We start from the raw sequence: 25,061 nt of genomic DNA, 5'->3' as shown, positions 1-25,061 counted from the left end.
CCAGGCACCTAATACGAAGAACCCCAGTACCGTTGGTACTGGGGTTTTTTCGTATTGGGCGGCGATGCCGCCCCTTACTACACAGGCCCATGTGAGAGCCTCTATGCCAGAGGCACGAGGATCAGGCGCCGCAGGCGTCCGAAGGATCGCAAGCGCTGCTTGCGACCTAAAGTAGGTCATCGCTGTTCGCCCCTTCAGCCAAGCTCAGCTCTTCATCATCGACCTATAGCAGCTAACGCCCGAAGGGTCAGAAGCAGCGCTTCTGATCACTGTAGGTCATCGCTGTTCAGTTTCCTGCCAGGCTCATACAAGCAGCGCTCGTCTGACTTAAAGCAGATCATCGATCTCAGCCGCTTTTTGTCTTCTAGGAGCCTCAAGTACCGCTTGCGACCTAACCCAGGCTATTCCCCACAGAGACTCTCTAACCTGCACAAACCATCCCCACTCGATCTGGCTTTATCTGCAAAACGCGAAGCAATGTACAGTTAATCGCTATGAGTGCGCTGCTCCTATCGGAAACCGCTATCCGCAGGCGTAAATTGACCTTGTAGGACGTAGCTAGCATGCCGATTGAAACTAGTACCGGAGTTAATGAAGACGTTGCTGGCGAGTCGTACCTGTTGAATCTCTCCTTCCGCAAAACAGCTAACCACTTATCTTGATCCCCGCCAGTAGCAGTTTATGCAGAAAAGCGGTTAAATACGCGGGCAATTCAGACCGGTATTTCGAGAGGGTTAAGATGTATACAGAAGAGGATATTCGTCGTCTCCAGTGGCAGAGTCGTCGTGGAATGCTGGAGTTGGATGTTCTGTTCGTTCCGTTTGTGGAAGAGGCGTTTCGAGACCTGGACGCAGCGGACCAGGATCGGTTTGTGAAACTTCTCGCCTGTGAAGATCAGGACCTGTTTGTATGGTTTATGCAGCGCGAAGTGCCGAAGGATCCGGACCTTGCCAGAATCGTCAACATCATACTCAAGCGCGTTCAACCCGCTTGAATTAAGTTTTCAGCGCTCCGGTCGCCTGCCCAAGGCGATTCTGCTTGTACATATTATCGCTGCTGGAGCGCTTTTCAGCCTTGGCTTGCCGTTCTTCACCCTGGCAGTAACCCTGGTGGGGTTGCTGCTGTCTCAGATTTTTTCCCTGTCTCCCTGGCGCAGTTTTGGTCGTGACGAACTTGTTACCGGGCTGAGCTGGTATCCCGATGAGAAAGTCCTGGAGCTTGTGATGGCCGACGGCACGAGGCTAAAGGTGGAGGAAACGCTGACGATGGCAGCGGTGCCTGGCCTGATTTCGATGAGTGTGATTACAGAGAAACGGGTCAGGCCAGTTTGGGTGGTGGTGACGCGAGACCAGCTGGATGGCTCCAACTGGCGTCGCTTGAAAGTCATGGTGGGGTGGGGTGGCTTCCCTCAGCGTGAAGCATCTGGCCAGGGGTAGTTGATAGGAGCGAGAATGGTGTCCTGCCTTTCTGGTGCCAGCTCTGGATAATCCAGAGTGTAGTGCAACCCGCGGCTTTCCTTTCTTAGCATCGCACTGCGCACGATCAATTCGGCTACGGTGGTAAGGTTGCGCAGTTCGATGAGGTCGCGGCTGACTTTGTAGTTGCTGTAGTACTCGGTGATTTCCTGTTGCAGCAGAGTGATCCTGTGCTGGGCTCTCTGCAGCCGCTTGTTGGTGCGAACGATGCCGACGTAATCCCACATGAAGCGGCGTAGCTCTTCCCAGTTGTGCGCAATGATTACATCTTCGTCGGAGTCTGTTACCTGACTTTCGTCCCAGCTTGGAACCTCCGGAAGAGGCTCAAGGCTTCCCAGTGATGCACTGATCGCTTCGGCGGCAGAACGACCGTACACAATACATTCAAGCAACGAATTGGATGCAAGCCGGTTAGCGCCATGCAGACCCGTGAACGAGGTTTCCCCGATGGCGTAGAGTCCCTTAAGGTCGGTCTGACCCGCGAGATTTGTCATTACACCGCCACAGGTATAGTGAGCCGCAGGAACGACGGGAATTGGCTCGCGTGTAATGTCTATACCGTAGCTCAGGCAGCGCTCATAGATAGTCGGGAAGTGGCTGCGAATAAAATCGGCCGGGCGATGTGAAATATCCAGATAGACGCATTCACAACCGAGACGTTTCATCTCGTGGTCAATGGTACGCGCAACGATATCACGAGGAGCGAGCTCCGCCCGAGAATCAAAGTTCGGCATAAACCGGGTGCCGTCGGGAAGCTTCAGGATACCGCCTTCGCCTCTGACCGCTTCTGAGATCAGGAACGACTTGGCCTGAGGATGGAACAGGCAGGTAGGGTGAAACTGGTTGAATTCCAGATTGGCAACTCGACATCCAGCACGCCAGGCCATGGCAATGCCATCTCCAGTCGCACCGTCGGGGTTGCTGGTGTAAAGGTAGGCCTTGGAGGCACCTCCGGTGGCAAGAATGACGTTGTGCGCTTTAAATACTTCGACATGACCGGTAGAGGCATTGAGCACGTAAGCGCCGACACAGGCGTTGGATGGCAGGTGCAGCTTCCGGCGTGTGATCAGATCGATAGCGATATGGTGTTCGCGTAAATCGATGTTTTCTTTTTTGCTGGTTCTTTCTATCAGCGTCTCTTCTATCGCTCTGCCGGTCGCATCATCGGCATGAATGATCCGGCGGTGAGAGTGACCGCCCTCCTTGGTCAGATGATAGCTTTCACTTTCCTGAGTGAAGGGAACTCCCTGCTCAACGAGCCAGTCTATACCTGCCTTGCTACCAGAGATGGTGTGGTTCACTGAGTCTGGACGACTGAGTTCGGCGCCTGCAACAAGGGTATCTTTTATATGCGCGTCGATACTGTCGTTATCATCGAGCACAGCGGCAACGCCGCCCTGGGCAAACCAGGTAGAGCCGTTTTCAAGCTCGCTTTTGCTCAGAACGCAGATCCTGGCATGGGATGGCAGATTAAGTGCAAGCGTGAGGCCTGCTGCGCCACTACCGATGATTAGAACGTCATACTCTTGCACACTCATCAGACGGTCTGGTCCTTCTCTCCACAGTGAAAGGCCTATTATGCACCCAGTGAGGGGAGCGCAGCACGGCTAATTGGGAAAAAATCGTCGCCCTGATGGAACTTAGAACTGCACTTCTACTCATACGAATTGAATATGGTCGGTACAGGGTTCTTGTTGCAATGCGTTAGTTGTGAACGACATACTCTTTGTATAACCCCCGCGGAGTATCGGCGGGATATATCGAAGTCGGATGTAAAGGAATCTTAGTGTCTAACGAGAGTCAGGCCTCTGCTGACCAGAAACTGGTAAAACGTGTACAGGCGGGAGACAAGCGCGCATTCGATCTTCTTGTAAAGCAATACCAGCACAAGATTATCGGGTTGGTGGGGCGCTATGTTTACGATCATAGCGAAGCGATGGATGTGGCCCAAGAAGCATTCATCAAGGCTTACCGGGCGTTGCCCAACTTCCGGGGCGAAAGTGCCTTTTATACCTGGCTTTACCGGATAGCGATCAACACGGCAAAGAATTACCTGGTAGCCCGCAGCAGACGGCCGCCAGATACAGATGTCGATGTTGCTGATGCCCACTTTTTTGAGGGCGACAGCGAGCTTAAAGACATAGAAACGCCTGAGAATCGACTTTATCGCGACGAAATGGAGCGGGTTGTTAAGCAGGCGTTGAATCAGCTGCCGGAAGACTTGCGGGTCGCGTTGACCCTGAGAGAGTTCGAAGGCATGAGCTATGAGGATATAGCGAGCATTATGGGGTGCCCTATCGGCACGGTGCGCTCGCGAATATTCCGAGCCCGGGAAGCAATTGACCGGGAAATACAACCTTTGCTGGAGCCCTGATCCAGGGCGAAGGCTTGTGTGTGTAATAAAATCAGAAAGTTTCGCATTTTGAGGAACACGGCATGAGTGAGTGGAAAGAAGGGCTGTCAGCTCTGATGGATGATCAGGCTAGCGATTTCGAGTTGCGGCGCCTGCTTGATCGCGCAGGCGACTCCCCCGAAGTGGGGCAGACCTGGCAACGATATCAGCTCACTCGTTCTGTGCTGAAAGGAGAGCCTGTTGGTGCTCGGGAGGATATCAGTGCCAGTATCGCTGCAGCGCTGGAGTCTGAGCCTGCCTATACGGCCAAGTCGAAATCTCCCAGCTGGTTTAGCAAAGCATCGATTAGCTCGGTGGGGCGCTCCGTTGCCAGCATGGCAGTAGCTGCTTCTGTGACAGCTGTCGTCATTCTGGGGGCGAATAACTTCGGTATAGGGACCGGTACCGAGTCCATTGATGGCTCCGTCGCACAGAATGAGGTAACCAACAACAGACCGGCGCAAACGATTTCAGCTCGTACACCGATCTCCAATGATCTGGTGCGTACACAGTTTGGTGATTCCACCCAGATCGTAAACACCAACGCCGCTGAACCGGACGTTATTCGATTGTCCCAGGGGTTGAGCCGTTACATCGATCAACATGAGCAGCTTCTTGGTACGCGTCAGCCGCAGTGGACCAGCGCGTGGCTACCGGACGGCTTTAAGCCGGTACGGCATGACATGATGCCGCATGGCGAAGTTATCATGTACTCTAACGGTGAGTCTGCCTTTTCGGTCACGGTTGAGCCCAAGAAAAATCAGCAGAACTCTGAAGGTGTCGCGCAATCCGACGGGCTTATTGCTCTGGGGCGTAACCAGGGTTCCCACTTTATTACCGTAGTGGGAGATATCCCGCTGATGATTGCCGATCGTATCGCATCGAATGTGAAGCAGATCAGGTAATTCTATGATCGAGGAAGTCGTCCAGGTCTCCCGTATCGAAGGTGAGGAGATCTGGATAGAAGCAAGTCGGCAAAGCGCCTGTGCAGCCTGTAGTGCCAAAAAGGGTTGTGGGCAAGGCGCTTTGTCCGAGTGGACGAGTGGTAAGGCGGTCGAGCTGTCTGTGCTCAACCCCAATAGGGTCCTTCCTGCTGTAGGCCAGTCGGTTGTTATCGGGCTGGAAGAGGGGAGCCTGATCAAGGCATCAGTGATGGTGTACTTTCTTCCCCTTTTGACCCTTATTCTTGCGGCTATCGTTGCCCGTTTCCTGGGCGGCAGTGAAGGCTTCCAGGTTCTCAGTGGTCTTGCTGGCCTGGCGGTCGGCTTTGCCGCTGCTCGTTGGATATCGACACGCAATTCCTCAGAGGGATGCTACCAGCCCGTGCTGTTGCGTCTTGTCAGTTAACCTTCCTGTACGTTATTTCTTGAGAGGGTTTCTATGTACGCTAAAACGAAGATCCGGCATCTTGGCTTTTTAATGCTTGCCTGGGTCGCGATTGTACTCGCACCCACTGCATCCGCGGCGTCGCTCCCTGACTTCACCGAGCTGGTGGAGGATTCTGCTCCCGCCGTTGTAAATATCAGCACCGTTCAGGCAGAGCGGCCCCAGGATGCAGGGGCTTTCGGTGGTCGTGATATGGACGAAATTCCCGAGATGTTTCGCCATTTCTTCCGTAACCTGCCGGAGTTTAACTCACAGCCGCGTCGAGCGCCTGAATCTCTTGGGTCCGGGTTTATCATCTCCGACGATGGCTACATCCTGACGAACAATCATGTGGTTAAGGGTGCCGAGAAAATTCTGGTACGGCTGAATGACCGCCGCGAACTTGAGGCTGAGGTCGTAGGTGCAGATGCGCGTTCAGATGTGGCCCTGCTCAAGATAGCCGCTCAGGATCTGCCGGTGGTCAAAATCGGTAAAACACGCGATCTCAAAGTGGGTGAGTGGGTACTTGCTATCGGATCTCCGTTTGGCTTTGACCATACGGTGACGGCCGGTATCGTGAGTGCGAAAGAGCGGGCGCTGGCCAATGAGAGCTATGTGCCGTTCATTCAGACCGATGTGGCAATCAATCCGGGGAATTCGGGTGGCCCTCTGTTCAATCTCGATGGCGAGGTTGTAGGTATCAACTCTCAGATTTATACCCGTTCCGGCGGATTCATGGGACTTTCTTTTGCTATCCCTATCGATGTGGCAATGGATGTGGCCGACCAGCTGAAACAGCAGGGCCACGTAAGTCGCGGTTGGTTGGGCGTAATCATCCAGGAAGTTAACCGCGATCTGGCCGAATCTTTTGGTCTGGCTAAACCTGCGGGTGCGCTGGTTGCCAAGGTGTTACCGGATAGTCCCGCACAAGCGGCCGGAGTGCTTGAAGGTGATGTGATTACCTCTTTTGATGGTCGCCCCATAGCGCTCTCTTCCGATTTGCCTCATATGGTTGGCCGGGTTAAGCCGGGCTCTGAAGTCGAGATGACAGTGATACGTGGCGGTGAAAAGGAAACGCTTAATGTCGTTGTCGGGCTGCTGCCTGAGGGCGAACCGGATCTGGGTATCGAAACCGCGCCAGAGCCAGCGTCGATGGATCTGCTTGGTCTGACGGTTGAGCCTCTCACCGATGCTCACCGGGAGAAGTGGAATGTGCGATCAGGCGTCATAGTGGTGAGTGTTACTGAAGGTGCCGGTGCCAATGCAGGGGTTGTTGCGGGCGATGTGATTACCATGCTCAACGGTAAGCAGATTCAGACTGTTGATCAGTTTTCGGAGGTGGTTGCAGACCTGCCTGCAGACCGCTCTGTCCCGATGCGGATCGTACGGCGCGGTAGTCCGCTCTTTATTCCGCTGAAATTGTCGGAGTAACAAGGGTACTAAGGGGCTTAAGGCCCCTTTTTTCGTTGTGTACTCCTTGTACTAGAGATGCTGTATCAAGGGAAATACGGTACACTGCTGCGCTTCTGAATTTTGTTAGTTTTTCCTCAGTTGGAACCGAGTAGCCCTATTGTGAGCAAGCTGGACCATATACGTAACTTCTCGATCATCGCCCATATTGACCACGGCAAATCCACCCTGGCGGATCGCCTGATCCAGACCTGCGGCGGACTGTCGGACCGGGAAATGGCACAGCAGGTCCTGGATTCCATGGATCTCGAGCGTGAACGCGGTATTACTATCAAGGCGCAGAGCGTCACGCTGGACTATGAGGCCGATGATGGAAAAACCTATCAGCTGAACTTTATCGATACCCCCGGACATGTGGATTTCTCTTATGAGGTGTCCCGATCCCTTTACGCCTGCGAAGGCGCGCTGCTGATCGTTGATGCTGCCCAGGGGGTGGAGGCGCAATCGGTTGCCAACTGTTATACCGCTATTGAGCAGGGGCTGGAGGTTCTTCCGATTCTTAACAAGATGGATCTTCCCCAGGCCGAACCTGAGCGGGTCAAGCACGAGATCGAGGAAGTGATCGGTATCGATGCAACCCACGCGATTCCCTGCTCTGCCAAGACGGGCGAAGGTGTCAAAGATGTCTTGGAAGCGTTGATCAAAACCATCCCGGCGCCAGAAGGTGATGTGGATGCCCCTCTGCAGGCGCTGATCATCGATTCCTGGTTTGACAACTATCTTGGTGTCGTCTCACTGGTACGTGTTACTCAGGGGACGCTGAAGAAAAAAGACAAGATCCTGGTTAAATCCACCGGACAGACTCATCAGGCAGAACTGGTGGGTATCTTCACGCCCAAGCGGAAGGAAACAGGTGTGCTGCGTGCCGGTGAAGTGGGCTTCGTGGTTGCCGGTATCAAGGATATCCACGGCGCCCCTGTGGGGGATACCCTGATCCATGCCAAGTATCCGGAGACTGAACGCCTTCCCGGCTTCCAGAAAGTGCAGCCGCAGGTATACGCCGGCCTGTTCCCCACCAGTGCGGATGACTATGAAGACTTTCGTGAAGCGCTCGATAAGCTGACGCTGAATGATGCGTCACTTTTCTTTGAGCCGGAAACTTCTGATGCATTGGGCTTCGGTTTCCGTTGTGGCTTCCTCGGTATGCTCCATATGGAGATTATTCAGGAACGTCTGGAACGTGAATATGATCTTGATCTGATCACCACGGCACCCACCGTAGTCTATGAAATTGAGCTGCAAAGTGGCGAGGTTGTCTATATCGATAGCCCCTCGAAGCTGCCAGACCCCGGTGCTATTCGCGAAATGCGAGAGCCGATCGTACAGGCCAACATACTGGTACCCCAGGACTACCTTGGGCAGGTGATCGGCCTCTGTGTTGAAAAGCGTGGGGTGCAGAAAAACATGCAGTTTGTTGGCTCTCAGGTACAGCTCACCTATGAGTTGCCGATGGCTGAGGTGGTATTGGACTTCTTTGATCGTCTGAAGTCAGCCAGCCGCGGTTACGCTTCACTGGAGTACAACTTCCAGCGTTTTGAAGCGGCTAAGCTCGTACGCATGGATATTCTGATCAACGGTGAGAAGGTGGATGCACTGGCTGTAATTCTGCACAAGGATAATGCCATGTACCGCGGCCGTATCCTGTGTGAAAAGATGAAAGAGCTGATTCCCCGGCAGATGTTTGATGTGGCGATTCAGGCGGCTATTGGCGGTAAAGTTATAGCCCGAACCACGGTAAAGGCGCTGCGCAAGAACGTACTGGCGAAATGCTACGGCGGTGATGTCAGTCGTAAGAAGAAGCTGCTGGCCAAGCAGAAAGAGGGCAAAAAACGGATGAAGCAGGTAGGCCGGGTTGAAATCCCGCAGGATGCCTTCCTGGCTGTACTTAAAGTGGATAGCTGAGGGCTGGGATGAACTTCGATTTTGCCTTGATTCTGGTGGTCGCCACTGCGGTGACCGGCTTGCTTTACCTGCTTGATGCCTTGGTGTTTGTTCCGAAGCGCAAAGCGAAACTGGCCGATGCCGAGTTGAAAGCGGGTGGGGAACTACCCGAATCTGCCAGTAAGTTAGTGATGCAGCCCAGCGGCTGGGCTGATCTTTCCCGGTCCATGTTCCCGGTGCTGTTAATCGTACTGGTACTGCGCTCTTTTCTGTTTGAACCGTTTAAAATCCCTTCAGGCTCCATGCTGCCGACTTTGCAGATCGGAGACTATATTCTGGTTAACAAGTTTCACTACGGCTTGAGACTACCAGTACTGAACACCAAGTTCCTGTCGGTTGATGAACCCGTGAGAGGCGATGTGGTGGTGTTTAAGTATCCGAAGAATCCGAGTGTAAATTATATAAAGCGCGTCGTAGGGCTGCCGGGCGACGTGGTCACCTATCGCAATAAGGTGGTCTACGTAAACGGCGAAGCTCAGCCGCAGGCTTTAGTTGCCCAGTTGCCGCCAGGTCGTCCTGAGCGTCTTTTGGTTAATGAAACGCTCGGAGGTGTTGAACACGAAATATACCGTGATGTTGAACGCCCGACGCTGAATGCCGAGTGGACGGTGCCTGAGGGCGAATATTTCGTCATGGGTGATAATCGAGATAACAGTAACGACAGTCGTTACTGGGGATTTGTGCCAGAGCAGTTGCTTGTAGGGCGTGCCGTGGCAGTTTGGATGCACTGGAAGGAGCTGCTCAGCATTCCTGACTTTAGTGCGATTCGTTCAATCGAGTGAGGGAAAGCGGGATGAACGTTTGCAAAAACAGAGAGCAGGGAGCTTCCATACTGTCGATACTGATCGTCATTATGGTTGCTGGAGTCTTTTTCACCGTGGGCTTCAAGCTCTATACACCTTACTGGGATCACCTGACGATCAAGTCGGTTGTCGAGGATATATCGCTTGATCAGGAAGAGCTGAAAAAGCCGCTGGGAGAGGTTCGTCGTGATATCGATAGACGTCTTCGAATCAACCAGGTAAGCCTTCAGGATCGCGAGGATCTTAAGCTTAAACTGGAAGAAGGGGTCATCTACTTCGACCTGAAATATGAGCGCCGTGTACCGATGTTCTACAACGTAGACGCGGTTGTTAAATTTGAAGAGCACTTTGAAGCCAGAAAACCTTGATTAAGCCTATATCTGAACTTTCCCGACGTCTGGGACATGATTTTTCCGATGCCAGCCTGTTTGAACTGGCGCTGACCCATCGCAGCTGCGGTAAACGTAATAACGAGCGTCTGGAGTTTCTCGGTGACTCCATCCTTAACTTTGTTATCGCAGAAGCGCTTTATTCCAAGTTTCCGGCCGCACGTGAAGGACAGATGAGCCGACTGCGCGCGCGTCTGGTAAAAGGCGAGACGCTGTCGGAGATCGCCCGCGAACTGGGGATCGGTGACTACCTTCGCTTAGGGTCCGGTGAGCTTAAAAGCGGTGGTTTCCGTCGCGATTCCATTCTTGCAGATGCGGTGGAAGCGATCATCGGTGCTATCTATCTCGATACGGATATGGACAGAGTCCGTCCGTTTATCCTGAGCTGGTTCCAGGGGCGTCTGGACTCGCTGGATTTGAACGAAAGTCTGAAGGACTCCAAGACTCGTCTGCAGGAGTTCCTGCAGTCACGGCGCGAAAGCCTGCCGAAATATGAGCTGTTGTCGGTAGAGGGAGAGGCTCATGCTCAGACATTCCATATCCGCTGTGATGTGGCGATGCTGAAAGAGTCTACCGAGGGGGTCGGTAACAGCCGGCGTCAGGCGGAGCAGGAAGCCGCGCGTGCAGCACTCGAGTCGCTGAACCTGCTCGGAGAAAAATCATGACTGACCGGATCGATGAACTGCCGGGGGAAGATGAAACCCGCTGCGGATATGTCACCATCGTTGGCCGTCCCAACGTAGGTAAATCTACGCTGATGAACCGGATTCTGGGTCAGAAACTCAGTATCACCTCGAAAAAGCCTCAGACCACGCGTCATCAGATTCTCGGTATTAAAACCGAGGAGGGTATGCAGGTCGTCTACGTGGATACTCCGGGGCTGCATATCGACGAGCGGGGCAAGGCGCTGAACCGCTATATGAACCGCGCCGCCAGCGAAGCACTGCGTCACGTGGATCTGGTTGTGTTCCTGGTGGACAGGACCGCCTGGACCGAAGAGGACGAGGCGGTGCTTGATAAGCTGCGTCATGTGCGTTGTCCGGTGATTTTGGCGGTCAACAAGGTCGATCTGCTGAAAGATAAAGCGTCGCTCCTGCCGCAGCTTGAAGAGCTTTCAAGCAAGCTCTCTTTCGCCGAGATTATCCCGATCTCAGCGGAGAAGGGGCATAACGTCGATCAGCTCGAAGAAACGGTCGCTCGTTATATCCCGGCCGGTGTGCATATGTACCCGGAAGACCAGATCACCGATCGCAGCTCTCGTTTTGTAGCGGCTGAACTGGTGCGTGAAAAGCTGATGCGAAACCTCGGCGAAGAGGTGCCTTACGGCACGGCGGTCGAGATCGAAGAGTTCAAGTTTGAAGAGGGGCTGCTGACCATCAGTGCCTTGATTCTGGTTGAGCGAGAAGGGCAGAAAAAGATTGTTATCGGTGACAAGGGTGCCGTTATCAAGGTGATCGGCCGTGACGCCCGTCTCGACATGGAACGCATGTTTGACACCAAGGTGATGCTGAACCTCTGGGTCAAGGTGAAGCGGGGTTGGGCCGATAGTGAGCGCGCACTGCAGAGCCTTGGCTACAGGCATGAATAATGAGCCCGAGGGTCGATGCATCGGCCGGGTATGTTCTGCACAGCCGGCCCTACCGCGAAACCAGTCTACTGGTAGATCTACTCACGCTTGAACAGGGACTGATCAGCGCGGTTGCGAAGGGCGCTCGGCGTCCTCGCGCCAGGCTGAGGTCGTCGTTGCAGCCTTTCCAGTCTTTGCAGCTAGGGTGGCAGGGGCGACACGAGCTTAAAAACCTCAGCCAGGTAGAAACCGTCGAGATATCACCGCCCCTGGCGGGCAGGTCGCTGCTCTGCGGGCTCTATGTCAACGAACTGCTGCAGCGCCTGCTGCAACCGGGGGAGCCCTGCCCACGTTTGTTTCTCTATTACCGCTATGTGCTCAATGAGCTGCAGAGCGGAGAAGATATTGAGGGTGCTTTGCGCACCTTTGAGCGTCAGCTGCTCGAGGAGCTGGGGTTCTCGTTGGACCTCTCGGTAAAGGATTCAGCGCTTTCCTATACTTATCAGTCACAGCAGGGCCTTGTCCCCAGCCGCTCTGGAACAGCCTATCCCGGCTCACATCTGCGTGCTATCGCGGAGGATGACTACAGTGATCCGGGCGTGCGCCGCAGTGCGAAACTGTTGATGCGTGAGGTGCTTGGGGAACTGCTTGGGGATCGTCCTCTTAACAGCCGACTGCTGTTTTCAAAAGCGGTCGCGTCAAAGAATTAAGGAGTAAACCGTGGTAGATCCAAATCGTCTGCTTCTGGGTGTAAACATCGATCATATCGCTACCCTGCGTCAGGCGCGGGGGACCCGTTATCCCGATCCGGTTCATGCGGCATTGCTGGCCGAAGAGGCGGGGGCAGACGGTATCACCGTGCACCTGCGCGAAGATCGTCGCCATATTCAGGAGCGGGATGTGCGTCTGCTTGCTCAGGTGTTGAATACACGCATGAATCTGGAGATGGCGGTTACCGAGGAGATGCTCGCCTTTGCCGAAGAAATTCGCCCTGCCCATGTTTGTCTGGTGCCGGAAAAGCGTGAAGAACTCACCACTGAAGGTGGCCTGGATGTAGCGGGTAATTTTGAAGCCGTATCAGCGGCCTGCCAGCGACTGGCCAAGGCCGGTTGTGAGGTCTCCCTGTTTATCGATCCGGATACCACCCAGATTGAAGCCGCTGCCCGTTGCCAGGCTCCGGTGATCGAGCTGCATACCGGAGCCTACGCAGACGCCGAGGGTTCCCAGCAGAAAACTGAGCTGGAGCGGATAAAGCAGGCAGCGCGCCGCGCCCGTGATCTTGGTCTTGTAGTGAATGCTGGACACGGTTTGCATTACCACAATGTGGAGCCGGTGGCGGAGATTCCGGAGCTGCATGAGCTGAACATCGGCCACGGGCTGATCGCCCATGCGATGTTTGTGGGTCTCAAACAGGCGGTGGTGGAGATGCGTGAGCTGATGCTGAATGCTCAACAGCGTGTGCAGGAGCGCAGGGACGCCATTCGTCGATGATCCTGGGGCTTGGCACCGATATCTGCGAGGTCGCCCGTATCGAGGCTGCTCTCAGTCGGCGCGCTACCTTAGCGCGCCGTATCCTCACAGGCGATGAGTATTCCCTGTTTGAGCAGTCCTCAGAGCCGGCTCGCTTCCTTGCCAAGCGCTTTGCTGCCAAGGAAGCAGCGGTCAAGGCGCTGGGTACCGGTATAGGTCGAGGCGTAGGCTGGCAGCATGTGGAGATCACCAAGGATAACCTTGGGCGGCCGCTACTCAACTTTTGTGATACCGCTGCAGAGATCGCAAGCAGCCGCGGTATCAAGCACTGGCACCTCTCTTACAGCGACGAGCGCCATTATGTGGTGGCAACGGTTATCGCCGAGGGCTGAGGCTGTCCATTCCGACCTGTGCTTGATATTATCCGGTATATGCGGAATAAAATCCCCCGCCTTTATTCCATTTTGATATTACAACCTCTTCCCGGATCATAAAATGTCTGTGCAATATCCCACGATTGCCGACTGTGTCGGCCATACGCCGTTGGTGCGTCTGCAGCGTATCCAGGCGCCTAATGACAACCTGATTCTCTGCAAGCTCGAGGGCAACAACCCGGCGGGGTCGGTAAAGGATCGTCCTGCGCTTAGCATGATTACCCTGGCGGAAGCCCGCGGTGAGATAAAGCCGGGTGACACCCTGATCGAGGCAACGTCGGGCAATACCGGTATCGCATTGGCTATGGCCGCGGCGATTAAGGGGTATCGCATGAAGTTGATCATGCCGGATAACATGAGTGAAGAGCGTAAGGCGGCGATGACTGCCTACGGTGCCGAGCTCATCCAGGTGACCCAGGCAGAGGGGATGGAGCGGGCTCGTGACCTGGCGCTTGAGATGCAGGCGGCCGGCGAAGGCCGGGTGCTGGACCAGTTCTCCAATCCCGATAATCCCGAAGCTCATTACCGCACCACCGGTCCGGAGCTCTGGGAGCAGACACAGGGGACGATCACCCACTTTGTCAGCTCCATGGGGACCACCGGCACCATTATGGGTACATCCCGGTTTTTGAAAGAGATGAATCCCGAGATAGAGATCGTGGGATTACAACCTCAGGAAGGCTCTCAGATTCCGGGGATCCGGCGCTGGCCTGAAGCGTATCTGCCAAGCATCTATGAAGCTGCGCGAGTGGATCGTGTGGTGGATATCTCCCAGACCGATGCTGAAAACTGCATGCGAGAACTGGCACGACGTGAAGGTATTTTCTGTGGCGTCAGTTCCGGCGGTGCTGTCGCCGGAGCGCTGCGCCTGGCTGAGCAGGTCGAGGGCGCAACCATCGTCTGCATCATCTGCGACCGTGGTGATCGTTATCTCTCTACCGGTGTCTATAACCCCTGAGCCCTCAGGTGTCGCCACAGGTCGACTCGCGTCAGACCGCCCGAAGGATTAGAATAGCGCCGCCGGCCAGGTGGCCGGTCCGGTAGTCTGTCCTGGAAATGTGGGATGTTCATCGCATGTGCCTGGTTTGGCGCCCCCCTCTGAACGGGAGTTGAGAGGGGAGGGACGCACCGAGGCCAAGGCGCGTGGCAGCAGCGAGTGACAGGAGTGGTGTGACTCCATGGTAAAAGTTCGAGAAGACCACCCGGTAAGGGAAGATGGCAGCGTAGATCTGGAGCTTTGGCTCGACAGACTGCAGGAGTTGGTGCCGCTTTCCGATCTGGATCAGATACGCAGTGCCTGTGAATTGGCGCGCAAGGCGCATGAAGATGTGCCGGAAGAGGAAGACAGCTGGAGCGAGACGACGCCGGGCAGCTTTCTCACCGGCCTCGAGATGGCTCAGATCCTGGCTGAACTTAATCAGGATCAGGAAACGCTGGTGGCGGCGGTTCTTTACCGTTCCGTGCGTGAAGCCAAACTCGATATCAAAACCGTGCGCGAGCGTTTCGGCAGGGTGATTGCGGACCTGATTGATGGCGTGCTGCAGATGGCGGCCATCGGCTCTCTGAAAAACCCCCGCAGCGTCGATAACGTGCTCGGTACCGGCGTTGCGCAGGTAGATAACCTGCGCAAAATGCTGGTGGCCATGATCGATGATGTACGCGTCGCCCTGATCAAGATCGCCGAGCGCACCTGTGCCATCCGTAGCGTCAAGGATGGCTCCCGCAAGAAGCGCTACCTGGTGGCGCGTGAAGTCTTCGATATCTACGCCCCCCTGGCCCACCGTCTGGGGATAGGTCATATCAAGTGGGAACTTGAGGACCTCTCGTTCCGTTACCTCAAGCCCAACGACTACAAGCACATCGCCCAGCTGCTCGATGAGAAGCGCCTCGACCGCCAGCTCTACATCAACGAAGTGGTAGAGATGCTGCGCGACAGGATCAAGGATGCCTCCATCGAGGGTGAGGTGATGGGGCGCGCCAAGCACATCTACAGTATCTGGCGCAAAATGCAGCGCAAGAACATCGAATTCAGCCAGGTTTACGATGTACGCGCCGTGCGCATCCTGGTGCCAGAGCTGCGTGACTGCTACACCGTGCTGGGTATCGTTCATGGCCTTTGGCGTAACATCGCCCATGAGTTCGATGACTATATCGCCTCGCCCAAGCCCAACGGTTATCGCTCGCTGCATACGGCCGTCTTTGGTCCGGAAGGCAAGGTGCTGGAGATACAGATCCGTACCTTCAGCATGCACGAAGAGGCTGAACTCGGTGTCTGTGCTCACCACCTTTACAAGGGCACCGATACCAAAGCCCGTCGTGACGGCTATGAAGAGAAGATCTCCTGGCTGCGTCAGGTTCTTGAGTGGCACGATGAGCTGGGCGGCAGTGAAGAGCTCAGCGATATGCTGCGTGGCGATGCCGTGCAGGATCGCGTCTACGTATTCACCCCGGAAGGGCATGTGGTTGACCTGCCCAGTGGCGCTACGCCCGTGGATTTCGCTTACCGGGTGCATACAGAGATCGGGCACCGCTGCCGTGGAGCGCGTATCAACGGCCGCATCGTACCCTTGAACCGGCCTCTCAAAACCGGTGACCAGGTCGAAGTACTGACCGGTGAAGAGCGCCCCCGTCGCGACTGGCTCAACGCCAACCTGGGGTATGTGAATACCTCCCGTGCCCGCGCGAAGGTGGCACACTGGTTCAAGCTGCAGGCGAAGGATCAGAATGCCGAAGCGGGCCGTGACATCATTCAGCGCGAATTGCGCCGACTGGCTCTGGACAGCCAACAGATAGAGATGGCGGAAGTATCCAAGGCGCTGCACTTCAAGCAGACCGAGGATATGTATGCAGCACTGGGGGCCGGTGATCTGCGTCTTTCACAGATCATCAATGCGGCACAGCTGCAGGTCGAGAGCGATGAGAAGGACGATCAGCAGCTGGATCTGGGCCTGCCCAGCAGCAGTACCAGTGAACCGCGCCAGGGGGGCAAGGGCGTCAGCATTCTCGGTGTCGGAAACCTTCTGACAACGGTGGCGTCCTGCTGCAAGCCGGTACCAGGAGACCCGATCATGGGGTATATCACCCAGGGACGCGGCGTCTCTATTCACCGAGAGGATTGTTCCAACCTGCTATCGCTGAAGGATCAGGAACCGGACCGGGTAATCGGTGTGGACTGGGGCGAGGAGCGTGCCACCACCTATCCGGTGGATGTGTCGATCGAAGCGTTCGACCGTTCCGGTCTGCTGCGTGACGTGATGATGGTTCTGGCCAACGAGCACATCAATGTGTTGGCTGCCAACACTGCCACTGATCCGAAGAGCAACCTGGCGCGCCTGTCGCTGACCATCGAGATAGCACGGCTGGATATGCTCGGCCGAGTCATGGACAAGATCAACCAGATCCAGAACGTGATGGATGTGCATCGTGAGCGTCGGGGAGGCTGACTTTGAGTTACTCCCTCGATGATCTGATCTACCTGATGCAGAGGCTGCGAGACCCTGACTCCGGTTGCCCCTGGGATCTGCAGCAGGACTTTGCCTCCATCGTACCGCACACGCTGGAAGAGGCCTATGAAGTGGCCGATACCATCGAACGTAAGGATTGGCCGCATCTCAAAGATGAGCTGGGAGATCTGCTGTTTCAGGTGATTTTCTATGCTCAGCTTGGCCAGGAAGAGCAGCGTTTTGATTTCCACGCCATTGTCGATCAGCTGGTGGAAAAGCTGATTCGGCGCCATCCTCACGTGTTTCCGGATGGCACCTTGCGCGGTGAGTTACGCCAACAGGCAATCGATACGGATCAGGTCGGGCAGCGCTGGGAGGAGATCAAACAGCAGGAGCGTGATGCCAAGGCGCGCAGCGGCGTGCTGGATGAAATTCCCCAGGGGCTGCCGGCGTTAAGTCGTGCTGCCAAGCTGCAGAAGCGAGCCTCCAAGGTCGGCTTCGACTGGGGAGAGGCGCTGCCGGTGCTGGATAAGATCGAAGAGGAGATCGCGGAGCTGCGCGAAGCGATTCTTGCCGGTCGTGAGGAAGAGATCCGTTCCGAGATGGGGGATATCCTCTTTGCACAGGTGAATCTGGCCAGACACCTGGATGTGGACCCTGAACAGGCGGTTCGCGGAACCAACGCCAAATTCGAGCGCCGTTTCCGTTACATCGAACTCCAGGTTGAGGCGAACGGCGGCGACTGGTCCAGCTTCAGTCTTGAGCAGCTTGATGCCTGGTGGAATGAAGCTAAGCAGCAAGGGCTGTAAACCGGGTGTCCAAACTCCATCTCGTTGGCGTAGGTATCCTTATCCTGGCCGCACTCGGACTCTGGAACTACCAACGCGGCAGCGCGGAAAAGTCTTCGTTGCTGCAATCGGGTTTTGAAATCAGCGAAAGTATTGGCGGTAGTCCTGAACTGGTGCTCGACACCGGCCGCAGGGAGCTGGCGCTGATTGCGCCGGATGGGGCCGAACGTTTTTCCTTCAGTGAGCTTCAAAACGCGGAGATTGGCTACGATGAGCATGAAGACCGCGCCCGCTACCACTATCGCATAGAACTTTCGTTTACCCAGCAACGCCAGCGCAGAGTCAGCTTCAGTTCAGAATGGGACGCGCAGGCCGCACTGGAGCGGTTTCTGCCGCTGCTTGAGGGGCGATGAGACGTCTTTCCCGTTGGTATTTCTCTCGCTCTTTCTCTCGGTAAGGGGGTTGGCAGCACCCTCCATTGGGGTAGGATGAAAGCAATTCCGTCCTGAGGGAGCCAGACATGAGCGATCTGCACGAAGACCTGCGTGATGATGTCCGTATGTTGGGAGAGAGTCTGGGGCGCACCATCTCCAGCGATCTTGGACCCGATTTCCTCGCCCGGGTAGAGCATATCCGTAAGCTGGCCAAGGCTGGTCGAGTAGAGGATGAGCCCGAGCATCAGCAATTGCTGGAAGCGCTGGGTGAACTGCATGAAGATGAAGTGCTTCCCGTAGCTCGCGCCTTTACCCAGTTTCTTAATCTGGCGAATATCGCCGAAGAACATCACCGCGTCCGTCGCCGTCTCGATAACGCTACCGCTCAGGAGATGCCGGATACGCTCAGAGTGTTGCTCTCCAGCTTGAAAGAGAAAGGTTTCAGTGGCGATGAGCTGAGTCAGACCCTCTGTGATCTCAATATCGATCTTGTTCTTACCGCACACCCCACCGAGGTTAATCGCCGTACACTGATCCAGAAATATGACGGCATTACCGAGTGCCTGAAAAAGCTGGACCGCGGTGAAACCTGTCAGACGCGAGTTGATGAACTGATCAGCCAGATCTGGCACACCGATGAGATCCGCAAGCAGCGTCCGACACCGGTGGATGAAGCCCGCTGGGGCTTTGCGGTGCTTGAAAACTCTCTCTGGAGTGCAGTGCCGCGCTTTCTGCGTCAGCTCAGTGCCGAAGTGGAAAGCTCGCTGGGGCGCAAGCTACCGCTGGATTGCTGCCCGGTACGCTTTTCGTCCTGGATGGGCGGTGATCGCGATGGCAATCCCAACGTAACGGCGGATGTGACCCGCGAGGTGCTGTTGCTGGCGCGCTGGGTCGCGCTGGATCTCTATATCGGCGCAGTCGATGAGCTGCGTTCCGAGCTTTCCATGTACCGGGCCAGCAAAGAGTTGTTGTCGGTAACCGGCCCGGAAGATGAGCCCTATCGAACTCTGCTGGGTTCACTGAAACACGACCTGCTGATCACCCGCGAAGGGATAGAGTCGCAGTTGGACGGACACCAGCCAGAAGGCCCGCTGCCGATCACAACACCGGATCAGCTGCTGGCGCCGTTGATGCTTTGCCACCGCTCCCTGATAGAGAGTGGTATGGAAAGCATCGCCGCAGGCAAGCTTGAAGACCTGATCCGGCGTGTGGCCTGCTTTGGGCTTACCCTGGCGCGGCTGGATATCCGACAGAATGCCGATCGACATGCCGAGGTGTTTGATGAGTTGACCGGTTTCTACGGCCTGGGACGTTACAGTCAGTGGAGTGAAGCGGACAAGCAGGCTTACCTGCTGCGTGAATTGTCCTCCCGTCGTCCTCTGCTGCCGCGCAGCTGGGCACCCAGCGCCAATGTGCAGGAGGTGCTCGATACCTGCAAGGTGGTGGCAGAAGCGGATCCGAAGGCGTTGGGCTCTTATGTGATTTCCATGGCCAGTCAGCCATCCGATGTGCTGTCGGTAATCCTGCTGCTACAGGAGCAGGGCATCGGCCACAAAATACGCGTTGTACCGCTGTTTGAAACCCTGGATGACCTGGACAACGCCCGTGACTGTATCAAGGCACTGTTCGAGATCGATTGGTATCGCAGCTATGCCTCGGGCCACCAGGAGGTAATGATCGGTTACTCCGATTCCTCCAAGGATGCTGGCCAACTGGCAGCCGCCTGGGGGCAATATCGTGCGCAGGAGGCGTTGACGGGGCTGTGCGCTGAGCACGGGATCAAACTGACACTCTTCCATGGCCGTGGCGGTACCGTGGGGCGTGGTGGCGGCCCGAGTCATACAGCGATTCTGGCTCAGCCGCCGGGTTCGGTTGCCGGTAGCCTGCGAGTGACCGAGCAGGGGGAAATGATTCGCTTCAAGTTCGGGATTCCTGAGTTGGCCATGCGCAACTTGGAGCTTTATACCGGTGCAGTGCTGAAGGCTACTCTGGCGCCGGCACCGGCGCCTAACGACGAATGGCGCGCGGAGATGGATCGGCTGGCAGCATCCGGATTGGAGTCCTACCGTGCCATCGTGCGCGAGGACCCCCAGTTTGTTCCCTATTTTCGTGCCGCGACGCCGGAGCAGGAGCTGGCGAAACTACCGCTGGGATCGCGTCCGGCCAAGCGTAAGGCTGATGGTGGTGTTGAGTCGCTGCGTGCAATACCCTGGATTTTCGCCTGGACGCAGATCCGTTTGATGCTGCCTGCCTGGCTGGGGTCAGATAAGGCTCTGAGCAGTGCCATCGCGCGCGGCGATCTTTCTGCCTTGCAGCATATGTACTGCAACTGGCCCTTCTTTCGCAGCTACATCGACATGCTGGAGATGGTACTGGCGAAAAGCGATATCCATATTTCGGCCTACTATGAGCACCGCTTGGTATCGGATGAGTTATCTACCCTGGGTAGTTCGCTAAGACACCGCTTGCAGACGGCCGTGGAGCAGGTAAAACAGGTGAAAGAGGTGAGTGAGCTGCTTGAGCACAACCCGGTGATCAGCCAGTCCATCGATGTGCGCAACCCCTATATCGATCCGCTGCATTTTTTGCAGGCAGAGCTGCTCTACCGCGATAGAACCCAGCCTGACAAGCGTCTTGAGCAGGCTTTGATGGTGACCATGGCGGGTATTTCTGCAGGTATGCGCAACACCGGTTAAGCGCTGCGGTTGAATAGAGACTGTCAGATGGCGTACTCTGCTTCGTTCGAAATCGAACCGGCCGTTTGGAAAGTGTTCCTCTCGCCATTTTCCGGGTTTGTTAGTGCTAACGTCGAATTGTAGCCATAGAGATCGACGGGCTAAGGTCGGACGATAACAGGTTTTCAAGTTCGTCGGTGGGGATGGCTGAATCCAGCGGTTTCAGCCCCTCGCCGGCGGGCTAAAGATTTACCGTAAAATAATCAGGAGATTCTCTTCCATGCGTATTATTCTTCTCGGCGCTCCGGGTGCCGGAAAGGGGACTCAGGCCCAGTTCATCACCGAGAAATTCGGCATTCCGCAGATTTCGACCGGTGACATGCTGCGCGCTGCCGTTAAAGCGGGTACTCCCCTGGGACTTCAGGCCAAAAAAGTGATGGATGAAGGCGGTCTTGTTTCTGACGACATCATCATCGGTCTGGTCAAGGAGCGTATTGCCGAGGCGGATTGCGCCAACGGTTTTCTGTTCGACGGCTTCCCGCGCACCATCCCTCAGGCTGATGCGCTGAAAGACGCCGGCGTAACCATCGATGCGGTTGTTGAGATCGACGTCGCCGACGAAGAGATCATCAAGCGTATGAGCGGCCGTCGTGTGCACCCGGGTTCAGGTCGCACCTACCATGTTGTCTTTAACCCGCCCAAGGAAGAAGGCAAAGACGACGAAACCGGCGAAGAGCTGGTGCAGCGTGAAGATGATCAGGAAGACACTGTACGTCAGCGCCTTAAGGTCTACCACGAGCAGACCGAGCCGCTGATCAGCTACTACCGTGGCTGGAACGAAGAAGATGCCGCCACTGCACCTAAATACGTTTATGTAGCCGGTGTCGGTAGCGTTGATGATATTCGTGACAAGGTCTTTGAAGGCCTGGCTTAAGCCGAAACTTTCATGAACAGAAGGCCGCTTACGAGCGGCCTTCTTCGTTTTGCGCTATGCACCGGAGTTAGCGCTAACCCCAGGGGATAGATTTGGCTGAGTTAAAAACCGTCGCGCTGTTTATGTTAACGGCTCTGGCCGAAATTCTGGGCTGCTACCTGCCTTACCTCTGGCTGCGGGAGGGAAAATCGGCCTGGTTGCTGTTGCCGGCGGCCCTGAGTCTGGCCCTGTTTGCCTGGCTGCTGTCGCTGCATCCGACGGCGGCGGGGCGAGTTTATGCGGCCTATGGCGGTGTCTATATCTGTATGGCGATATTCTGGCTCTGGAGTGTTGACGGTGTAAGGCCAACCGTCTGGGATCTTGTCGGCTCGGGCGTCGCGCTTCTGGGTATGGCTATCATAATGTTTGCGCCCCGGGCAGGGTAACCGAGCGGGTCAATCAGAGCCGCTCAAAAGACTCCACATAGACCAGTTCACAGGCACCGTTGCCCGTATCCTCACGGGTCAGCGAGCTTTTCCAGTGCCAGCCATCCGCACTTTCAGCCTTGATCAGGTAACCCCTGATGCGCACCAGATCGCCGGGGCCCAGTTTTCCGATCTGTTTTTCGATCCAGTCATTGGCGGGCACCATGTGCATATTGGCGCTGGATCGCTCGATCTCCCGTCTCGGAATGGGGAACTGTTCTGTTTTCCAGCGATACCAGCGCCCGGATTGAGTAATATCGATTTTTTCCAGTACACGGTTATCTGACATACGCTGCCAGCCCAGCGCAAGATCGTATTTGGCCAGGTCTGATTCCCGGTCGAGCCGGTAGCTTTCAAGCCCCAGTACCCGGGCTTCGAGTTCAAAACCCGCCAAGGCCTCGAGCGTGTAGCCCTTGTGTTGAAAACGTTTGTCTAAGCTGACCGGCAGCTGTCGCGGTGCAGTGTCGATGAGCACACCGTCCGGCTGCTTCTCTCCGAAGTTCGGGAAGAAAAAGTATGCGGCGATCAGCAATAGGATAAGCAGTAGAAAAGAGCGAATCATCAATCTCTCTGTGCAAATAAGACTAAGCTGAACTATAACCTAACGCTTGCCCGAAGCGAGGCATAGGCGTGGCCCATAGGGCATAAAGATTTTCTGTTTTGAGTGCCGGGGTGGAGTTTGAGCGTTAACCAAAAGGCCTATTTTAATTAGGGTTAAATAGGTCGAGACTGGCTGTAATCCGGCTGGGCTTTAGCACACATTTTGTCCATAATGTGCGGCTTTCTAACGGCCCAGAACATCGTCATGGAGTGTTCATGAAAGCGGATATCACCTTCGGCATCCACGCGGTCTCTACACTGCTCAATCGTGAACCTGCCCGCGTCCGGCGTTTGCTCGTGCTTCAGGGTCGTCATGATAAGCGTCTGCAGACTCTGCTGGATCTGGCTGAGCGTAACGGCATTGCCGTAAAAGCGGTGCCCAAGGCCAAGCTCGATGAGTTGGCGCAGGGTGTTCACCAGGGCGTAGTGGCCGAAACCACGGCGTTAAAAGCGGGCAGCGAGAAGGATCTGGAGGCGCTGCTGGAAGCGTTGCCGGAGCAGGCGCTGTTGCTGGTGTTGGATGGTGTTACCGATCCACATAACCTGGGCGCCTGCCTGCGTACGGCCGATGCTGCCGGTGCTCAGGCTGTGATTGCGCCTAAGGATAAGTCGGCACCGTTGAATGCCACCGCGGTTAAGGTTGCCTGTGGCGCTGCCGAGGCGGTGCCCTATATTCAGGTCACTAACCTGGCGCGCACACTTCAGCTTTTGCAGCAGTACGGAATCTGGATAACCGGCACTGCGGGCGAAGCGAGTGAGGATATTTTCGCAGCCGATCTTTCCGGCCCGCGCGCACTGGTAATGGGTGCCGAGGGTAAGGGCATGCGCCGGTTGACGCGGGAACACTGTGACCAACTAGTACGAATTCCCATGGCTGGAGAAGTAAGCAGCTTGAACGTTTCGGTGGCGACCGGGGTTTGTCTGTTTGAAATTGTTCGCCAGCGGGCGTTAACCCCCGGCTAAAGCCGGAAAAAGAAAGACAGGGACGTCTGAACATGCCAACCGACCATCTGTGTAGCACCTGTGTTGAACTCAACGAGAGCCAGGGAGAGGCGCCTCCCCATGCGGGGCTGCGGCCCATGTTAGAGCTAGGTGAGCGACAGATGTTTCGCTGCCGCTACTGCGGTGCCTTTGCCACCTCGCCGGGTGATGGGCACGAGGCCTGGAGCTTCAACGTAATGGGGCTGCCGGTGCAGCCCGGTTAGGATGGACTTACCTGCCTGGCTATCTCAAGTCAGTTGCAGCACTTCGGCGACCCGTTGGGCGATCATCGCCTCTTCATTGGTTGGTATTACCCGGACCTGAATCTTCGATGACACCGAATCGATACGGCGGGCGTTCTCGGTGTTTGGTCCTGCATCGATACTGATTCCCAACCAGGCACAGCGAGCGACCACACGGGCGCGCAGATCTGCATCGTTTTCCCCGACACCTCCGGTAAACACCAGCTGATCCAGACCTTCCAGCGCGGCGGTAAGCCGGCCAAGCTCCAGGGCGATACGGTAGGCGAAAAGATCGATAGCCTGTTCAGCGGCCGGATCGTTGGCGCGGTGCAGGGTGATCATATCTGAGCTGATCCCGGAAACACCCAGCCAGCCACTCTGTTTGTAGATCATTGCTTCGATGGCATCGACGTCCATCTGCTTCTCGCGCATCAGATAGAGAATAACGCCAGGGTCGATATTGCCGCAGCGGCTGCCCATCGGCAGGCCGTCCACAGCGGTAAAACCCATGGAGCTGGCGATCGACTGGCCGTCGCGGATCGCGCACATGCTGGCGCCGGCTCCCAGGTGACAGACCACGGTTTTCTTATCTCCGCAGCCGAGCGCTTCGAGCTGATGCTGGATGTAATCGTAGGAGAGCCCGTGAAAGCCGTACTTATGCACGCCGCTGTCGGTCAGCTCCTTGGGGATCGCGTAGATCTTTTCGAGGTGCGGCTGCTGGCTGTGGAACATGGTGTCGAAACAGCCGATACGAGGGATGTCTGCAGCCAGGGTGCCGCAGGCCTCCAGCAAGCGCAGGTTGTAGGGCTGGTGCAGCGGTGCCAGCGGGATATAGCGGCGCAACTGGTCCAGTTCGGTATCGCCTATCTGGATGGGGTGGCTGAACTTGTCACCGCCGTGGACGATACGGTGGCCGGTGGCGATCAGTTTGACGTCGCTCAGATGTTCCTTGAGCCAATCGAGGATATGTTCCAGCGCAGCCTGGTGGCGCTGTTCGAAGTCTATATGGTTCCAGTGCAGCTCCTCGTGATCGAGCAGCTTGTCTTCTTCATCGAGGATATCGAAGCGCACCGGGTCTCCCTGCAGGTTACCGGCTTTCAGGTGGTAGAGGCAGTGAAGTCCATCGGGCTTCAAGGTGTAAAGACCGCATTTCAGGCTCGAGGAACCGCCGTTGACCGTTAGTATGGTATCCAT

At 55.9% G+C, this 25,061-nt stretch carries 26 protein-coding genes; 23 read left to right on the top strand and 3 right to left on the bottom strand.

The annotated features are described in order from the left end of the window. The first annotated feature begins 739 nt into the window (after positions 1-739). Both CLV83_RS20870 and CLV83_RS20865 read left to right on the top strand, forming a co-directional pair. Positions 740-994, top strand: a complete 255-nt coding sequence (locus CLV83_RS20870) for an FAD assembly factor SdhE (RefSeq protein ID WP_132297383.1) — start codon at positions 740-742, stop codon at positions 992-994. Next, positions 948-1,436: a hypothetical protein gene (locus CLV83_RS20865; RefSeq protein WP_132297380.1), complete on the top strand. Its 489-nt coding sequence runs from the start codon at positions 948-950 to the stop codon at positions 1,434-1,436. The genes CLV83_RS20870 and CLV83_RS20865 overlap by 47 nt, the downstream gene beginning before the upstream one ends. Here the strand turns inward: CLV83_RS20865 and nadB are convergent. Further along, on the bottom strand, positions 1,409-3,013 hold the full coding sequence (gene nadB, locus CLV83_RS20860; RefSeq protein ID WP_132297377.1) for an L-aspartate oxidase: 1,605 nt from the start codon (positions 3,011-3,013) through the stop codon (positions 1,409-1,411). The two genes, CLV83_RS20865 and nadB, sit on opposite strands and share 28 nt — an antisense overlap. Before the next feature lie 248 nt (positions 3,014-3,261). Here nadB and rpoE point away from each other — a divergent pair, with 248 nt between their 5' ends. The 19 genes from rpoE to CLV83_RS20765 all read left to right on the top strand — a co-directional run bounded on the left by rpoE (position 3,262) and on the right by CLV83_RS20765 (position 22,005). Then, positions 3,262-3,849 carry an RNA polymerase sigma factor RpoE gene (rpoE, locus tag CLV83_RS20855; protein ID WP_132297374.1) on the top strand — a complete coding sequence of 196 codons (588 nt, stop codon included), beginning with the start codon at positions 3,262-3,264 and terminating at the stop codon, positions 3,847-3,849. A 62-nt stretch (positions 3,850-3,911) separates the two neighbouring features. Beyond that, complete coding sequence (locus CLV83_RS20850) at positions 3,912-4,772, top strand: MucB/RseB C-terminal domain-containing protein (RefSeq protein WP_132297371.1); 861 nt, start codon at positions 3,912-3,914, stop codon at positions 4,770-4,772. A gap of 4 nt (positions 4,773-4,776) precedes the next feature. Continuing rightward, the gene (locus CLV83_RS20845; protein WP_132297368.1) at positions 4,777-5,214 is read left to right on the top strand and encodes a SoxR reducing system RseC family protein; all 438 of its coding nucleotides are present in this window, start codon (positions 4,777-4,779) and stop codon (positions 5,212-5,214) included. A 33-nt stretch (positions 5,215-5,247) separates the two neighbouring features. Beyond that, positions 5,248-6,663, top strand: a complete 1,416-nt coding sequence (locus CLV83_RS20840; RefSeq protein ID WP_243642461.1) for a DegQ family serine endoprotease — start codon at positions 5,248-5,250, stop codon at positions 6,661-6,663. Positions 6,664-6,804: 141 nt separating this feature from the next. Continuing rightward, positions 6,805-8,604, top strand: a complete 1,800-nt coding sequence (gene lepA, locus CLV83_RS20835; RefSeq protein WP_132297365.1) for a translation elongation factor 4 — start codon at positions 6,805-6,807, stop codon at positions 8,602-8,604. Between the two features lie 8 nt (positions 8,605-8,612). Continuing rightward, positions 8,613-9,425, top strand: a complete 813-nt coding sequence (gene lepB, locus CLV83_RS20830; protein ID WP_132297362.1) for a signal peptidase I — start codon at positions 8,613-8,615, stop codon at positions 9,423-9,425. 11 nt (positions 9,426-9,436) lie between these two features. Then, entirely contained in the window at positions 9,437-9,814 is a 378-nt protein-coding gene (locus tag CLV83_RS20825; RefSeq protein ID WP_132297359.1) for a DUF4845 domain-containing protein, read from the top strand. Then, positions 9,811-10,500, top strand: coding sequence for a ribonuclease III (rnc, locus tag CLV83_RS20820; RefSeq protein ID WP_132297356.1), 690 nt, complete (start codon positions 9,811-9,813; stop codon positions 10,498-10,500). The genes CLV83_RS20825 and rnc overlap by 4 nt, the downstream gene beginning before the upstream one ends. Beyond that, complete coding sequence (gene era / locus CLV83_RS20815; protein ID WP_132297353.1) at positions 10,497-11,423, top strand: GTPase Era; 927 nt, start codon at positions 10,497-10,499, stop codon at positions 11,421-11,423. The genes rnc and era overlap by 4 nt, the downstream gene beginning before the upstream one ends. Beyond that, positions 11,423-12,112, top strand: coding sequence for a DNA repair protein RecO (recO, locus tag CLV83_RS20810; RefSeq protein WP_132297350.1), 690 nt, complete (start codon positions 11,423-11,425; stop codon positions 12,110-12,112). The genes era and recO overlap by 1 nt, the downstream gene beginning before the upstream one ends. A 10-nt stretch (positions 12,113-12,122) precedes the next feature. Continuing rightward, positions 12,123-12,893: a pyridoxine 5'-phosphate synthase gene (gene pdxJ, locus CLV83_RS20805; RefSeq protein ID WP_132297347.1), complete on the top strand. Its 771-nt coding sequence runs from the start codon at positions 12,123-12,125 to the stop codon at positions 12,891-12,893. After that, positions 12,890-13,264, top strand: coding sequence for a holo-ACP synthase (gene acpS / locus CLV83_RS20800; RefSeq protein WP_132297344.1), 375 nt, complete (start codon positions 12,890-12,892; stop codon positions 13,262-13,264). The genes pdxJ and acpS overlap by 4 nt, the downstream gene beginning before the upstream one ends. Before the next feature lie 103 nt (positions 13,265-13,367). Next, complete coding sequence (cysM, locus tag CLV83_RS20795) at positions 13,368-14,264, top strand: cysteine synthase CysM (protein ID WP_132297341.1); 897 nt, start codon at positions 13,368-13,370, stop codon at positions 14,262-14,264. Positions 14,265-14,484: 220 nt separating this feature from the next. Further along, positions 14,485-16,749, top strand: coding sequence for a GTP diphosphokinase (relA, locus tag CLV83_RS20790; RefSeq protein WP_132297338.1), 2,265 nt, complete (start codon positions 14,485-14,487; stop codon positions 16,747-16,749). Further along, positions 16,746-17,558 (top strand): nucleoside triphosphate pyrophosphohydrolase, encoded by an 813-nt coding sequence (gene mazG, locus CLV83_RS20785; protein WP_132297335.1) that lies wholly within the window; start codon positions 16,746-16,748, stop codon positions 17,556-17,558. The genes relA and mazG overlap by 4 nt, the downstream gene beginning before the upstream one ends. 5 nt (positions 17,559-17,563) lie before the next feature. Beyond that, on the top strand, positions 17,564-17,950 hold the full coding sequence (locus CLV83_RS20780; protein ID WP_132297332.1) for a hypothetical protein: 387 nt from the start codon (positions 17,564-17,566) through the stop codon (positions 17,948-17,950). 107 nt (positions 17,951-18,057) lie between these two features. Then, positions 18,058-20,667 carry a phosphoenolpyruvate carboxylase gene (ppc, locus tag CLV83_RS20775; RefSeq protein ID WP_132297329.1) on the top strand — a complete coding sequence of 870 codons (2,610 nt, stop codon included), beginning with the start codon at positions 18,058-18,060 and terminating at the stop codon, positions 20,665-20,667. Between the two features lie 259 nt (positions 20,668-20,926). Next, on the top strand, positions 20,927-21,580 hold the full coding sequence (gene adk, locus CLV83_RS20770; RefSeq protein ID WP_132297326.1) for an adenylate kinase: 654 nt from the start codon (positions 20,927-20,929) through the stop codon (positions 21,578-21,580). A gap of 92 nt (positions 21,581-21,672) precedes the next feature. Beyond that, a complete protein-coding gene (locus CLV83_RS20765) occupies positions 21,673-22,005 on the top strand; it encodes a YnfA family protein (protein ID WP_132297323.1) in 333 nt (110 codons plus the stop codon). 13 nt (positions 22,006-22,018) lie between these two features. On the opposite strand, the gene CLV83_RS20760 is transcribed toward CLV83_RS20765, so the two are convergent. Beyond that, complete coding sequence (locus CLV83_RS20760; protein ID WP_207894977.1) at positions 22,019-22,606, bottom strand: hypothetical protein; 588 nt, start codon at positions 22,604-22,606, stop codon at positions 22,019-22,021. Positions 22,607-22,860: 254 nt separating this feature from the next. On the opposite strand from CLV83_RS20760, the gene rlmB reads away from it, so the two are divergent. Next, entirely contained in the window at positions 22,861-23,607 is a 747-nt protein-coding gene (rlmB, locus tag CLV83_RS20755; protein ID WP_132297320.1) for a 23S rRNA (guanosine(2251)-2'-O)-methyltransferase RlmB, read from the top strand. Positions 23,608-23,639: 32 nt separating this feature from the next. Beyond that, entirely contained in the window at positions 23,640-23,849 is a 210-nt protein-coding gene (locus tag CLV83_RS20750) for a hypothetical protein (RefSeq protein WP_132297317.1), read from the top strand. Positions 23,850-23,873: 24 nt separating this feature from the next. Here the strand turns inward: CLV83_RS20750 and CLV83_RS20745 are convergent, their stop codons facing one another. After that, positions 23,874-25,061 (bottom strand): acetate/propionate family kinase, encoded by a 1,188-nt coding sequence (locus CLV83_RS20745; RefSeq protein ID WP_132297314.1) that lies wholly within the window; start codon positions 25,059-25,061, stop codon positions 23,874-23,876.

Source organism: Marinobacterium mangrovicola (assembly GCF_004339595.1).
GTDB classification, from domain to species: Bacteria; Pseudomonadota; Gammaproteobacteria; order Pseudomonadales; family Balneatricaceae; genus Marinobacterium_D; species Marinobacterium_D mangrovicola.
Note: the sequence above shows the minus strand (reverse complement) of the source record. Positions and strands in the feature narration are given on the sequence as shown.

What these genes read in the sequence shown, in the direction of transcription:
- CLV83_RS20870 (WP_132297383.1), top strand. Translation starts at nt 740, where the DNA reads ATGTATACAGAAGAGGATATTCGTCGTCTCCAGTGGCAGAGTCGTCGT.
- CLV83_RS20845 (WP_132297368.1), top strand. Translation starts at nt 4,777, where the DNA reads ATGATCGAGGAAGTCGTCCAGGTCTCCCGTATCGAAGGTGAGGAGATC.
- CLV83_RS20750 (WP_132297317.1), top strand. Translation starts at nt 23,640, where the DNA reads ATGCCAACCGACCATCTGTGTAGCACCTGTGTTGAACTCAACGAGAGC.
- CLV83_RS20760 (WP_207894977.1), bottom strand. Translation starts at nt 22,606, where the DNA reads ATGATTCGCTCTTTTCTACTGCTTATCCTATTGCTGATCGCCGCATAC.
- lepB (WP_132297362.1), top strand. Translation starts at nt 8,613, where the DNA reads ATGAACTTCGATTTTGCCTTGATTCTGGTGGTCGCCACTGCGGTGACC.
- recO (WP_132297350.1), top strand. Translation starts at nt 11,423, where the DNA reads ATGAGCCCGAGGGTCGATGCATCGGCCGGGTATGTTCTGCACAGCCGG.
- era (WP_132297353.1), top strand. Translation starts at nt 10,497, where the DNA reads ATGACTGACCGGATCGATGAACTGCCGGGGGAAGATGAAACCCGCTGC.
- adk (WP_132297326.1), top strand. Translation starts at nt 20,927, where the DNA reads ATGCGTATTATTCTTCTCGGCGCTCCGGGTGCCGGAAAGGGGACTCAG.
- CLV83_RS20745 (WP_132297314.1), bottom strand. Translation starts at nt 25,061, where the DNA reads ATGGATACCATACTAACGGTCAACGGCGGTTCCTCGAGCCTGAAATGC.
- ppc (WP_132297329.1), top strand. Translation starts at nt 18,058, where the DNA reads ATGAGCGATCTGCACGAAGACCTGCGTGATGATGTCCGTATGTTGGGA.
- CLV83_RS20840 (WP_243642461.1), top strand. Translation starts at nt 5,248, where the DNA reads ATGTACGCTAAAACGAAGATCCGGCATCTTGGCTTTTTAATGCTTGCC.
- CLV83_RS20850 (WP_132297371.1), top strand. Translation starts at nt 3,912, where the DNA reads ATGAGTGAGTGGAAAGAAGGGCTGTCAGCTCTGATGGATGATCAGGCT.
- acpS (WP_132297344.1), top strand. Translation starts at nt 12,890, where the DNA reads ATGATCCTGGGGCTTGGCACCGATATCTGCGAGGTCGCCCGTATCGAG.
- rlmB (WP_132297320.1), top strand. Translation starts at nt 22,861, where the DNA reads ATGAAAGCGGATATCACCTTCGGCATCCACGCGGTCTCTACACTGCTC.
- CLV83_RS20825 (WP_132297359.1), top strand. Translation starts at nt 9,437, where the DNA reads ATGAACGTTTGCAAAAACAGAGAGCAGGGAGCTTCCATACTGTCGATA.
- relA (WP_132297338.1), top strand. Translation starts at nt 14,485, where the DNA reads ATGGTAAAAGTTCGAGAAGACCACCCGGTAAGGGAAGATGGCAGCGTA.
- cysM (WP_132297341.1), top strand. Translation starts at nt 13,368, where the DNA reads ATGTCTGTGCAATATCCCACGATTGCCGACTGTGTCGGCCATACGCCG.
- nadB (WP_132297377.1), bottom strand. Translation starts at nt 3,013, where the DNA reads ATGAGTGTGCAAGAGTATGACGTTCTAATCATCGGTAGTGGCGCAGCA.